At 70.5% G+C, this 13,401-nt stretch carries 8 protein-coding genes; 1 reads left to right on the top strand and 7 read right to left on the bottom strand.

Annotation, left to right across the window (positions count from 1 at the left end; translation table 11 throughout):
• Positions 1–29: 29 nt before the first annotated feature.
• The 5 genes from glgB to ACZ56U_RS12310 form a co-directional block, all read right to left on the bottom strand.
• Positions 30–2,489, bottom strand: a complete 2,460-nt coding sequence (gene glgB, locus ACZ56U_RS12330) for a 1,4-alpha-glucan branching enzyme (protein WP_469084275.1) — start codon at positions 2,487–2,489, stop codon at positions 30–32.
• An 83-nt stretch (positions 2,490–2,572) separates the two neighbouring features.
• Positions 2,573–3,952 (bottom strand): maltokinase N-terminal cap-like domain-containing protein, encoded by a 1,380-nt coding sequence (locus tag ACZ56U_RS12325; protein WP_469083978.1) that lies wholly within the window; start codon positions 3,950–3,952, stop codon positions 2,573–2,575.
• A 94-nt stretch (positions 3,953–4,046) separates the two neighbouring features.
• Positions 4,047–5,747, bottom strand: a complete 1,701-nt coding sequence (gene treS, locus ACZ56U_RS12320) for a maltose alpha-D-glucosyltransferase (RefSeq protein ID WP_469083977.1) — start codon at positions 5,745–5,747, stop codon at positions 4,047–4,049.
• Positions 5,744–7,831 carry an alpha-1,4-glucan--maltose-1-phosphate maltosyltransferase gene (locus tag ACZ56U_RS12315; protein ID WP_469083976.1) on the bottom strand — a complete coding sequence of 696 codons (2,088 nt, stop codon included), beginning with the start codon at positions 7,829–7,831 and terminating at the stop codon, positions 5,744–5,746. The genes treS and ACZ56U_RS12315 overlap by 4 nt, the downstream gene beginning before the upstream one ends.
• Positions 7,832–8,161: 330 nt before the next feature.
• Positions 8,162–8,296: a hypothetical protein gene (locus ACZ56U_RS12310; protein ID WP_469083975.1), complete on the bottom strand. Its 135-nt coding sequence runs from the start codon at positions 8,294–8,296 to the stop codon at positions 8,162–8,164.
• 148 nt (positions 8,297–8,444) lie between these two features.
• Here ACZ56U_RS12310 and ACZ56U_RS12305 point away from each other — a divergent pair, with 148 nt between their 5' ends.
• Positions 8,445–11,063, top strand: a complete 2,619-nt coding sequence (locus ACZ56U_RS12305; RefSeq protein WP_469083974.1) for a glycosyltransferase family 1 protein — start codon at positions 8,445–8,447, stop codon at positions 11,061–11,063.
• Positions 11,064–11,095: 32 nt separating this feature from the next.
• On the opposite strand, the gene ACZ56U_RS12300 is transcribed toward ACZ56U_RS12305, so the two are convergent.
• The gene (locus tag ACZ56U_RS12300; protein ID WP_469083973.1) at positions 11,096–11,599 is read right to left on the bottom strand and encodes a DUF1990 family protein; all 504 of its coding nucleotides are present in this window, start codon (positions 11,597–11,599) and stop codon (positions 11,096–11,098) included.
• A gap of 70 nt (positions 11,600–11,669) precedes the next feature.
• Positions 11,670–13,337 (bottom strand): M4 family metallopeptidase, encoded by a 1,668-nt coding sequence (locus ACZ56U_RS12295; RefSeq protein ID WP_469083972.1) that lies wholly within the window; start codon positions 13,335–13,337, stop codon positions 11,670–11,672.
• Between the last annotated feature and the right edge of the window lie 64 nt (positions 13,338–13,401).

Raw genomic sequence — 13,401 nt, 5'->3', positions numbered from 1 at the left:
CGCGGCACTCTACAGAGGGTCCTGCCCGGTCAGGCGGGGCGCAGCCAGAGCGTCGCCAGCGGCGGCAGGTTGAGCCTGATGCTCGCCGGGCGGCCGTGCCAGCCCTGCGGCTCGGGTTTGACCACGTCCGGGTTGCCGATGTCGCCCCCGCCGTACCGGGCGAGGTCGGTGTTGAGGGTCTCGTGCCAGGCGGGGATGTCGTCGGGGACGCCGAGGCGGTAGTCGTGGCGGACGACGGGGGAGAAGTTCGAGACGGCGAGCAGCGGTGTGCCCTCGGCGTCGAGGCGCAGGAAGGCGAAGACGTTGTCCTCGGCGGCGTCGCCCACGATCCACTGGAAGCCGTCGGGGGCGGTGTCCCGCTGCCACAGGGCCGGGGTGTGCCGGTAGACGGTGTTGAGATCGCGCACCAGGTCCCGCACGCCGCGGTGGTCGGGCTCGGCGCCGTAGGCCGGGTCCAGCAGCCACCAGTCCGGGCCGTGCGCCTCGGACCACTCGGCGCCCTGGGCGAACTCCTGGCCCATGAAGAGGAGTTGCTTGCCGGGGTGGGCCCACATGAAGCCGAGGTAGGCGCGATGGGTGGCGCGCTGCTGCCACCAGTCGCCGGGCATCTTGGAGACCAACGACCGCTTGCCGTGGACGACTTCGTCGTGGGAGATGGGCAGGACGTAGTTCTCGCTGTACGCGTAGACCATCGAGAAGGTCATCTCGTGGTGGTGGTACCTGCGGTGGATCGGATCGTGCTGGACGTAGCCGAGCGAGTCGTGCATCCAGCCCATGTTCCACTTCAGCCCGAAACCGAGCCCGCCGAAGCCGCCCGGGCCGATGTGATGGGTGGCCCGGGTGACGCCGTCCCAGGCCGTGGACTCCTCGGCGATGGTCACCACGCCCGGCACCCGCCGGTAGACGGTGGCGTTCATCTCCTGGAGGAACGCCACCGCGTCCAGGTTCTCCCGGCCGCCGTGCTCGTTGGGCACCCACTGGCCCGGCTCGCGCGAGTAGTCCAGGTAGAGCATCGAGGCGACCGCGTCCACCCGCAGCCCGTCGATGTGGAACTCCTCGCACCAGTAGACCGCGTTGGCGACGAGGAAGTTGCGCACCTCGGGGCGGCCGTAGTCGAACTCCAGCGTCCCCCAGTCCGGGTGCGCGGACCGCAGCGGGTCCTCGTGCTCGTACAGGGGCCGCCCGTCGAACTCGGCCAGCGCCCAGTCGTCGCGCGGGAAGTGCGCCGGCACCCAGTCCATCAGCACACCGATACCGGCCTGGTGCAGGGCGTCGACCAGGATCTTGAAGTCGTCCGGCGTGCCCAGCCGGGCCGTCGGCGCGTAGAAGCCGGTCACCTGGTAGCCCCAGGAACCGCCGAAGGGGTGCTCGGCGACCGGCATCAGCTCGACATGCGTGAACCCCAGGTCCTTCACGTACGCCGGGAGCTGCTCGGCCAGTTGACGGTACGTCAGCCCCGGCCGCCAGGAGGGCAGATGGACCTCGTACACCGAGAACGGCCCCTCGTGCGCCGGGGTCTGCGCGCGCTGCTCCAGCCAGGCCGCGTCCCCCCACTCATGGCGCGAGGCGTGCACGATCGAGGAGGTCTCCGGCGGGACCTGGGTACGGCGGGCCATCGGGTCGGCGCGCAGGGTCTTCGAACCGTCGGGCCGGGTGATCTCGTACTTGTACAGCTCGCCCTCGCCTATCCCGGGCACGAACAGCTCCCAGACCCCGGACGAGCCGAGCGAGCGCATCGGACAGCCGGTGCCGTCCCAGAAGTTGAAGGTGCCGGCCAGGCGCACCCCGCGCGCGTTCGGCGCCCACACCGTGAAGCGGGTGCCGGACACACCCTGGTGGGTCATCGGCTCGGCGCCGAGCGCCCGCCACAGCTGCTCGTGCCGGCCCTCACCGATCAGATGCAGGTCCAGATCGCCCAGCGTGGGCAGGAAGCCGTAGGCGTCCTCGGTCTCCTGCTCGCTCCCCTCGTACGCCACGAGCAGCCGGTACTTCGGGACCTCCCGCAGCGGCACCAGGCCGGAGAAGAAGCCGTCGCCGTCGTCGTGCAGCTCCGCCCGCAGGGTCCCCGCGACGACCGTGACGGACCGCGCGTACGGCTTGAAGGTGCGGAAGGCGACACCACCGGGGACCGGGTGGCCGCCGAGGACGGAGTGCGGGTCGTGATGGGTGGCCGACAGCAGGCGCTCGCGGTCCTGGGCGTCCAGGGCGGGGGAGACGGGTGCCTCCGGCGGCGGCGCGGGCACCACGGCGGCCACCTCCCTGACGGCGACCTTCTGAACCGGGCTCGTCCTCGCGGTGACCTTCTTCGCGGCGGCCTTCTTCGCGGTGCCCTTCTGCGGAGCGGGCTTCTTCGCGGCGGCCTTCTTCACCGCCGGGGCCTCCTTGGCGGCGGCCTTCTTCGTGACCGCCTTCTCCGCGGCCTTTTTCGTGACCGCCTTCTTCGTGACCGCCTTCTCCGCGGCCTTCTTCACGCTTTTCACGCTCTTCACGACCTTGTCGGCCGCTTTCCTCGGATCCGAGTCGCTGGACGGGGGGCGGGGGGTCACGAGTGGAGCCTCCTCGGCTGTGCGGGTCAGATCTGGTCGGTGGTGGCGTACCGCTCGATCGCGGCCATCGGTACCGGGAGCCACTCGGGGCGGTGGCGGGCCTCGTAGACGACCTCGTAGATCGCCTTGTCCGTCTCGTACGCGCGCAGCAGCACCGGGTCGGTGCGCGGGTCGGCGCCGGCGACCTCGGCGTAACCGGAGCAGTAGGCGGCCCGGCAGGCCCGGGCCCAGCCGGGTGCGGGCGGGTCGGCCGAGAGGGCGGCGTAGTCGAAGGAGCGGAGCATGCCCGCCACGTCCCGGGCCGGCGGCTGCGGCATCCGCCGCTCGGCCAGCGGTTTCGACGGCTCGCCCTCGAAGTCGATCAACGACCACCGCCCGGCCGGCGAGCGCAGGCACTGGCCGAGGTGCAGATCGCCGTGCACCCGCTGCGCGGTCCAGGTGCGCCCCTCCGAGGCCAGGTCCGCGAGCGCGCTGAACGCCGAGCGCAGCCCGGGGGCGTACGGGTGCAGCGAGGGCACCGCCTGCACGGCCGCCTCCAGGCGCTCGATCATGCCGTCGGCCAGCAGTCGCAGTTGCGCGTGGCCCAGGGTCACCGAGGGCAGCGCCCGGGCCAGCGCGGTGTGCACCTCGGCGGTGGCCCGCCCGAGCGCCCGCGCCTCCGCGGTGAAGTCCTCCCCCTTGGCCAGCTCGCGCAGCGCCAGCTCCCAGCCGTCCGTCGCGCCCTGGACGAAGGGCTGGAGCACACCGAGGACGTACGGCTCCCCGGCCGCGTCGTCGAGATCGGCGTGCAGCCACGCCGTCGGGGCCGGCACCCGCGGGCAGCCCTCTCGGGCCAGCGCGAGCGGCAGCTCCAGGTCGGGGTTGACGCCGGGCACGATCCGGCGGAGGAGCTTGAGGATGAACGTATCTCCATAGACGATCGACGAGTTCGACTGCTCGGCGGTCATCACCCGGGGCACCAGACCGGTCCGGATCTCCTGGTCCATGTCCCGCTCGAAGCGCAGCGCGCCGATCCGGGCCCGGGCGCGCAGCGCCTCCAGGAGCACCTCGGCGGGCCGGGGGTCGTGCAGGGCCTCGTACACCGTGCGTCCGGCGAACGGGCCCTCTTCCACATGGCCGATGAGCGCGGGCGCCAGATGCGGTGGCAGCGCCTCGCGCACACCTATGAGGAGCTGGTAGCAGTCACCGGACGTCATGGGCTGGTGGGCCCGCACCAGCAGGTGGTACAGGCCCAGCCGGCCCTCGACGGGGAGCAGCTCGGTGGCCGAGACCAGCGAGAACCCGGTGACCGGACGCCCCTTGCCCGCGAACCAGCGCTGTCGCGGCAGCCACTCCCGCAGCAGTGGATCAAGTGACGTGAGGAGTGCGGGGCTTGCCGTGGCAGTGCGTATGGCGGCTTCCGACATGGGGTCGCGTCCTTTCCCCGGGGTGGGCGGGGTGTTACTGATGCGTGCCCCGGGCGGGACGGGAGAAACCGAGGAATCCCGTCCCGCCGGGCTTCTATACGGCGTCCTTGCGGAGCCGGAACCAGTAGAAGCCGTGCCCTGCCAGCGTCAGCAGGTACGGCAGATCCCCGATGGCCGGGAATCGCACCCCGCCGAAGAGCTCGACCGGGTGCCGTCCGTTGAACGGGCTCAGGTCCAGCTCCGTCGGCTGTGCGAAGCGGGAGAAGTTGTGCACGCACAGCACGAGGTCGTCCTCGTACTCCCTCAGGAAGGCGATCACGGCCGGGTTGGAGGACTGGAGCTCGGTGTAGGAGCCCAGGCCGAAGGCGGCGTTCTGCTTGCGGATCTCGATCATGCGGCGGGTCCAGTGCAGCAACGACGAGGGCGACGCCATCGACGCCTCGACGTTGGTGACCTGGTAGCCGTGGACGGGGTCCATGATGGTCGGCAGATAGAGCCGCCCGGGGTCACAGGAGGAAAACCCCGCGTTACGGTCCGGTGTCCACTGCATCGGCGTGCGCACCGCGTCGCGGTCGCCGAGCCAGATGTTGTCGCCCATGCCGATCTCGTCGCCGTAGTAGAGGATCGGCGAGCCGGGCAGGGACAGCAGCAGCGCGGTGAACAGCTCGATCTGGTTGCGGTCGTTGTCGAGCAGGGGGGCGAGCCGCCGCCGGATGCCGATGTTGGCGCGCATCCGCGGGTCCTTGGCGTACTCCGCCCACATGTAGTCGCGTTCCTCGTCGGTGACCATCTCCAGGGTCAGCTCGTCGTGGTTGCGCAGGAAGATGCCCCACTGGCAACTGGACGGGATGGCCGGGGTCTTGGCGAGAATTTCGGAGACGGGGTAGCGCGATTCGCGGCGCACGGCCATGAAGATGCGGGGCATGACGGGGAAGTGGAACGCCATGTGGCACTCGTCGCCGCCGGAGGAGTAGTCGCCGAAGTAGTCCACGACGTCCTCGGGCCACTGGTTGGCCTCCGCCAGCAGCACCGTGTCCGGGTAGGAGGCGTCGATCTCCTTGCGGACCCGCTTGAGGAACTCGTGGGTCGCCGGAAGGTTTTCGCAGTTGGTGCCCTCCTGCTGGTACAGGTACGGCACGGCGTCGAGGCGGAAGCCGTCGATGCCCAGGTCCAGCCAGAACCGCAGCGCGGAGATGATCTCCTCCTGGACCGCGGGGTTCTCGTAGTTGAGGTCCGGCTGGTGGGAGAAGAAGCGGTGCCAGAAGTACTGCTTGCGGACCGGGTCGAAGGTCCAGTTGGAGGCCTCGGTGTCGACGAAGATGATCCGCGCGTCCTGGAACTGCTTGTCGTCGTCGGCCCAGACGTAGTAGTCGCCGTAGGGGCCGTCGGGGTCGCGCCTGGACTCCTGGAACCACGGGTGCTGGTCGCTGGTGTGATTCATGACGAAGTCGATGATCACGCGCATGCCGCGCTGGTGGGCGGCGTCGACGAACTCCACGAAGTCGGCGAGGTCGCCGAACTCGGGCAGGACGGCGGTGTAGTCGGAGACGTCGTAACCGCCGTCACGCAGGGGTGACTTGAAGAAGGGCGGCAGCCACAGGCAGTCGACGCCGAGCCATTGCAGGTAGTCGAGCTTGGCGGTGAGGCCCTTCAGGTCGCCGACGCCGTCGCCGTTGCTGTCCTGGAAGGAGCGGACGAGCACCTCGTAGAACACGGCGCGCTTGAACCAGTCGGGGTCCCGGTCCTTGGCGGGGGTGTCCTCGAAGGTGTCGTGGACGGGCTCGTTGACGATCATGTTGTGGGTGACCCTCCGGTCTGCGGGGTGGACGGTCGCAGGACGGTCAGAATGTGCGCGGGGCGAGTGCCCGGTTCCAGGCGCACGTAGTTGGCCCTGCCCCAGTGGTAGGTCTCGCCGGTGAGCTCGTCGCGCACCGGCACCGACTCGTGCCAGTCCAGGCCGAGTTGCGGCATGTCCAACGAGACCGTGGCCTCCTGGGTGTGGTGAGGGTCGAGGTTGGCGACCACCAGAACCGTGTTCGAGCCGCTCCGCTTCGAGTACGCGATCACCGATTCCTGGTCCGTGTGGTGGAAGTGGAGGTCGCGCAGCTGCCGCAGGGCGGGGCTCGCGCGCCTGACCTGGTTGAGCCGGGTGATCAGCGGGATGATGCTGTCCTCGGTGTTGTCCCAGTCGCGGGGCCTGAGTTGGTACTTCTCCGAGTCCAGGTACTCCTCGCTGCCGGCGCGCAGGGGGGTGTTCTCGCACAGTTCGTAGCCGCTGTAGATGCCCCAGGTCGGCGAGAGGGTGGCGGCCAGGACCGCGCGGACCTCGAAGGCCGGACGGCCGCCGTGCTGGAGGTAGGCGTGCAGGATGTCGGGGGTGTTGGCGAAGAAGTTGGGCCGCATGTAGGCGGCCGCCTCACCCGACAGCTCCGTCAGGTACTCGGTCAGTTCTTCCTTGGTGTTGCGCCAGGTGAAGTACGTGTAGGACTGCTGGAAGCCGATCTGGGCCAGGGTGTGCATCATCGCCGGCCGGGTGAACGCCTCGGCCAGGAAGATCACGTCCGGGTCGGCGGCGTTGACGTCCGCGATCACCCGCTGCCAGAACACGACCGGCTTGGTGTGCGGGTTGTCCACCCGGAAGATCCGCACCCCGTGCTCCATCCAGAACCGCAGCACCCGCACCGTCTCCGCGACCAGCCCGTCCAGGTCGGCGTCGAAGGCGATGGGGTAGATGTCCTGGTACTTCTTCGGCGGGTTCTCCGCGTACGCGATCGTCCCGTCGGGGCGGTGATGGAACCACTCCGGATGCTTGTGCACCCACGGATGGTCCGGCGAGCACTGCAACGCGAAGTCCAGCGCGATCTCCAGATCGTGCCGGCGGGCCTGCTCCACGAACCAGTCGAAGTCCTCGATCGTGCCCAGATCCGGGTGCACCGCGTCATGACCGCCCTCGGGCGAACCGATCGCCCACGGCACCCCGGGATCCTCCGGACCCGCCGACAGCGTGTTGTTCGGCCCCTTGCGAAACGTCGTCCCGATCGGATGGACCGGCGGCAGATACACCACGTCGAAACCCATCGCCGCGATCGCCTCGAACCGCCGCGCCGCCGTCCGGAACGTACCGTGCGGACGCTCCGGCGTGCCCTCCGAACGGGGGAAGAACTCGTACCACGCCCCCACCAACGCCCGCTCCCGCTCCACCAGAAGCGGCAGCACCTCCGAAGCGGTCACCAGCTCCCGCAGCGGATACCGGGCCAGCACCGCCTCCACCTCCGGCGACAACGCCCCCGCGAGCCGTACCGCGGCCGGCAGCGTCTCGTCCCGGAGGGCGTCCACGGCGGCCCGGAGCACCTTGCGCAGGCCCTCGCCCTTGGGGACACCGGCGGCGGCCCGCTCGTACAGGCGCGCGCCCTCCTCCAGGACGAGTTCGGTGTCCATCCCGGCCGGGATCTTGATCTGGGCGTGGTGCCGCCAGGTGGCGATCGGATCGCTCCAGGCCTCGACCTGGTAGGTCCACCGGCCCACGGCGTCGGGGGTGACGTCGGCGCCCCAGCGGTCGGTGCCGGGGGCCAGTTCACGCATCGGGGTCCAGGGGCCGGGCCGGCCTTCCGGGTCTCTCAGTACGACATTGGCAGCGACCGCGTCATGGCCCTCGCGGAACACGGTGGCCGAGATCTCGAAGGTCTCTCCGGTGACCGCCTTCGCGGGGCGGCGACCTCTCTGGACGACCGGGCGGACGTCCAGGACGGGTATGCGCCCGATGCCGTCGCCCGTGGAGGGTGGCTCCGGGGGCGGGGGTCCGGCTGCGGCCGGGCGCCGTTCGGGGGATGGCTCGATGCCGGTCGTCGGGGGTGCTGACGAGTGGTGCGTGGCGGGCATGACCGCTCCTGTCCGCGTCAACGTAGGTGGGCGGATGGCTGTGGGGAGTGGGTCCTGCGGGGTGTTCCCGTTTATCTGGCTGGGCTTGTACCGCAGGAGCCTTCCCACCCTATTCGGGTGCGCAATCCGGCACTTCGCTAACTACCCACGCGTATATCTGCACACAAGTTTGACCCTGTTCGAGACGGAGGGGCCCGGTGTCTGAACTCCGTCCTCAGGGCGCCGGAACCTGGAGGAGTTTGTCCGGCGAAGAGGAACCGCGGCCGTAGATTTTGCCGGAAATCACCTGTGCGGCACGGCCCTTGATACCCGCTGACACCCGCGCGGGTGTCACTTCGGACGGTCGGCGAGAGGGAGCGCGGCCGCTCCCGCCGCGTGCGGCGGCGCCGTCGACGTGCCCGGGCGGCCGGCCTCGGCGGTGTCGCCCCGGACGCCCACAGGTGCGGAACCGGCCATACCGGCCATGGAGGGTATGTACGGGTTACGGCAGCTTCTGGATGATCTGGGCCGGTTCGGCGCCATGGTTACGACGCCCTCGCACCGATACCGTCGACCGTGACGACGGGACGCACAACGCGGTGCGTCCGTTTCCGCACGCCTGACGAGGGTGGCAATGAAGGCTATCCGTCGCTTCACCGTCCGACCCGTCCTGCCCGCCCCCCTCCGCCCGCTCAGCGATCTGGCGCGCAACCTGCGCTGGTCCTGGCACGCGGAGACCCGTGACCTGTTCCAGTCGGTGGACCCGGAGTGCTGGGCGGCCTCCGGCTGCGATCCCGTACGGCTGCTGGGGGACGTACCGCCCCGGCGGCTCGCGGAGCTGGCCGAGGACCCCCGCTTCCTGAGCCGTCTGACGGCCGCCGCCGACGATCTGCACGACTATGTCTCCGGCGAGCGCTGGTACCAGGCCCAGTCCGGCGAACTCCCCGCCGCGGTCGCCTACTTCTCGCCCGAGTTCGGCATCACGGCTGCCCTGCCCCAGTACTCCGGCGGTCTGGGCATCCTCGCCGGCGACCATCTGAAGGCGGCCAGCGACCTGGGCGTCCCGCTCATCGGTGTGGGCCTGCTGTACCGGCACGGCTACTTCCGCCAGTCCCTGTCCCGGGACGGCTGGCAGCAGGAGCACTATCCCGTCCTCGACCCCCACGAACTGCCGGTGGCCCTGCTGAGGGAGGCCGACGGCGACCCGGCGCAGGTCTCCCTGGCCCTCCCCGGCGGCAGGCAGCTGCACGCCCGCATCTGGCTCGCGCAGGTCGGCCGCGTCCCACTGCTGATGCTCGACTCCGACGTCGAGGAGAACGACCTCGGCGAACGCGGCGTCACCGACCGGCTCTACGGCGGCGGCAGCGAGCACCGCCTGCTCCAGGAGATGCTGCTCGGCATCGGCGGGGTCCGCGCGGTCCGCGCCTACTGCCGGCTCACCGGCCACCCCGCCCCCGAGGTCTTCCACACCAACGAGGGCCACGCGGGCTTCCTCGGCCTGGAGCGCATCGCCGAACTGTGCGCCGACGGACTCGACTTCGACGCCGGGTTGGAGGCGGTCCGGGCCGGGACGGTCTTCACCACCCACACCCCCGTCCCGGCCGGCATCGACCGCTTCGACCGGGAGCTGGTCGCCCGGCACTTCGGGGCGGACGCCGAGTTGCCGCGCATCGACGTCGAACGCGTCCTGCACCTCGGCATGGAGACCTACCCCGGAGGCGAACCCAACCTCTTCAACATGGCCGTCATGGGCTTGAGGCTGGGCCAGCGCGCGAACGGCGTCTCACTCCTGCACGGCCAGGTCAGCCGCGAGATGTTCGCCGGACTCTGGCCGGGATTCGACCCCGACGAGGTCCCCATCACCTCTGTGACCAACGGCGTCCACGCCCCGACCTGGGTGGCCCCGGAGGTCCTCCGCCTCGGCGCCCGCCAGATCGGCGCCCAGCGCACCGAGGACGCGCTGACGGTAGGCGCCTCGGACCGCTGGGACGCGGTGGGGGAGATACCCGACCAGGACATCTGGGAACTGCGCCGGGTGCTGCGCGAGCAGCTGGTGACGGAGGTACGGGAACGGCTCCGGGTCTCCTGGCGCCAGCGAGGTGCCGGGACCGCCGAACTGGGGTGGATCGACGGCGTCCTCGACCCGGACGTCCTCACGATCGGGTTCGCGCGCCGCGTCCCGTCGTACAAGCGGCTGACGCTGATGCTCCGCGACCGCGACCGGCTGATGGACCTGCTGCTGCACCCCGAGCGGCCGATCCAGATCGTCGTCGCGGGCAAGGCGCACCCGGCGGACGACGGCGGCAAGCGCCTGGTGCAGGAGCTGGTGCGGTTCGCGGACGACCCGCGGGTCCGCCACCGGATCGTGTTCCTGCCGGACTACGGCATGGCGATGGCGCAGAAGCTCTACCCCGGCTGCGACATCTGGCTGAACAACCCGCTCCGGCCGCTGGAGGCGTGCGGGACCTCGGGGATGAAGGCGGCGCTCAACGGCTGCCTCAACCTCTCGGTCCTGGACGGCTGGTGGGACGAGTGGTTCCAGCCCGACTTCGGCTGGGCGATCCCGACGGCGGACGGCACCGGGACCGACGCCGACCACCGGGACGACGTCGAGGCGGCCGCCCTGTACGACCTGCTGGAACAACGGGTGACCCCGCGCTTCTACGAGCGCGGCCAGAGCGGCCTGCCGGACCGCTGGATCGAGATGGTCCGCCAGACGCTGACGCTGCTCGGCCCGAAGGTGCTGGCCGGCCGCATGGTCCGCGAGTACGTGGAGCGCCTCTACACCCCGGCCGCGCACGCCCACCGCGCGATGACCCCGGACCTGGCCCGCGAACTGGCCGCCTGGAAGGCCCGGGTGCGCGGCGCCTGGTCGGCGGTCACCGTGGACCACGTCGAGACCTCGGTCGCGACGACCACGGCGGAACTCGGCTCCACTCTCGGACTCCGGGTCCGGGTGGGGCTCGGTGAGCTGAGCTCCGAGGACGTCGAGGTGCAGGCCGTGTCGGGGCGGGTCGACGAGGAGGACCGGATCACGGACGCGATGACGGTCCCCTTGAAACCTGTGGGCGGCCCGGACCCGGAGGGGCGGTGGGTGTACGAGGGGCCGCTGTCACTGGACCGGACGGGGCCCTTCGGATACACGGTCCGCATCCTTCCGGCGCACCGGCTGCTGGCGTCCGGGGCGGAGCTGGGACTGCTGGCGGTGCCTTCGGAGGATGTGGTGGAGGCGGCGGGGGTGCTGATGAGGTGACGCGGACGGACTGGGCCGGCGGAAGGTCCGGCTCAGTCCTCCTCGCCGCACAGCTTCCGCAGCGCCAGCCCGCACCGCCGCGCGTAGGCGTGCTGCAACCCCCGGGTCGCCGGTCCGCCCGCCTTGGAGTACCACTTGGCGGCGCGGCTGAAGGCGTTCACGGTCAGCCACACCGTCCCGTCCCCGGTCCGGTCGACGACGAACGCCTCCTCGCCGGACTCGGGGTGGCCGGCGAGCGTGCCGTAGGCCCAGCCCGCGCGGCGGTGCTCCTCGACCGTCCAGACCACGCGGCACGGGGCCTTGATGAGTCCGGCGAGGGTGACCGTGACGTCGACGTCGGGTGCCGCGCGGTCCGCGCCGGCGTCGATGCCGACGCCCATCGCGCGGTGCATCTCCCAGGTCAGCACGGCCTCGGCGGCCCGGCGGAAGACCTGCTCGCCCTCGCCGATGCGGGTGCGGACGTGCAGGGGGCGGAAGCCGGGCGGGCAGAAACCGTTCCGCCGGGTGGCGCCTACGTCGTCGTACGTGAAGGACATGGGAGACAAGGGTAGGGCGGCACCCCGGAATGCCTTCGTCCCGGGTGCCGCCCGGCGAGCCCTGCTCGTGCTAGCTCACGTTGACCGCGGACCAGGCGGCGGCGACCGCCTTGTACTCGGTGCTGGTGGAGCCGTACAGGGCGGAGGCCGCCGAGAGCGTGCCCGTGCGCGCCGCCTTGTAGTTGGTCGTCGACGTGAAGTACGTCGTCAGTGCCTTGTACCAGATCTGGAGCGCCTTCGCGCGGCCGATGCCGGTGACCGTGGAGCCGTTGGACGTGGGCGAGTTGTAGCTCACGCCGTTGATCGTCTTCGCGCCGCTGCCCTCCGAGAGGAGGTAGAAGAAGTGGTTCGCGACGCCGGACGAGTAGTGGACGTCCAGGCTGCCGACGGACGAGGACCAGGAGTCCGCCGAGCCGCCGTCCTTGCTGGGCTTGTCCATGTAGCGCAGCGGGCTGCCGTCGCCGTTGATGTCGATCTCCTCGCCGATGAGGTAGTCACCGACGTCGCTGGAGTTGGCCGCGTAGAACTCGACACCCGTGCCGAAGATGTCCGAGGTCGCCTCGTTGAGGCCGCCGGACTCGCCGCTGTAGTTCAGACCGGCCGTGTTCGAGGTGACACCGTGGCTCATCTCGTGGCCGGCCACGTCCAGCGAGGTCAGCGGGTGCGTGTTGGACTCGCCGTCGCCGTACGTCATGCAGAAGCAGCTGTCGTCCCAGAACGCGTTGACGTACGCGTTGCCGTAGTGGACCCGGGAGTAGGCCGCCACACCGTTGTTCTTGATGCCGGAGCGGCCGAAGGTGGACTTGTAGAAGTCCCAGGTGGTCGCCGCGCCGTAGGCGGCGTCGACGGCCGCGGTCTGGTCGGTGGTGGAGCTGGAGGCGGCTCCGGTGCCCCAGGTGTTGTCGGCGTCCGTGAAGAGCGTGCCCGCGGAGGAGCTGGTGCCGTGGGCCTTGTTGTACGTCTTGTGGCTGCCGCGCGTGCCGTCGGTCAGCTGGTACGTCGAGCCCGACAGGGTGGTCGTCAGGCTGACCGTGCCCGAGTACAGGCTTTTGCCGGTGCCGGTCGCGTTCTCGACGCCCTGGTACTCGAAGAGCTTCTTGCCGGTGGCGGCGTCCGTGATGACGTGCAGCTGGTTCGGAGTGCCGTCGTCCTGGAAGCCGCCGACGATCGTCTCGTAGGCGAGGACGGGGGTGCCCGAGCCGGCCCAGATCACCTTGCGCGCGCCGTCGGCGGCGGTCTTCTCCGAGCCCGCGGCCTTGGCGGCGGTCAGCGCCTGCTTCTCGGCCTTGGCGACGGTGAGCTTCGGGGTCAGGGAGGCGACCTTGATGGTCTTGGTCGTCGCCTTGGAGACGCCCTTGGCCGCGCCGGACTTCGACGCGTGGACGACCAGGTCGCCACCGAGGACCGGCAGACCGGCGTAGGTGCGCTCGTAACGGGTGTGGACGGTGCCGTCGGCGTCCTTCACGACGTCCTTGACGACCAGCTTCTCCTTGGCGCCGAGGCCTATCTCCCGGGCGGTGTCGGAGGCGTCGGCCTGCTGCTGCTTGATGAGCGTGGTGCGCGCGGCGGGAGACAGCTGGAGGGGGGCGGCGGCGAGGGTGGCCTTGCTCGTGGCTTCCGCCGGGCTCTGCGCCGCGGCGCTGCCGCTGGTCAGGCCGGTGGTGAGGAGAGCTCCGGCCGCCACGGCGGTGGCGATGGCCAGAGTGGTGTGCTTGCGACGCGCGTAGACGGGGGTCACACAAGCTCCTTAGTGGGGGAGCCCGGCCAGGTTGTGGGGCAACCGGCCCGGGGTGGTTGTGAAG

The organism is Streptomyces sp. NPDC034103, from assembly GCF_055575395.1.
The sequence above is the reverse complement of the archived record's forward strand: the minus strand, read 5'-3'. Positions and strand labels throughout refer to the sequence as shown.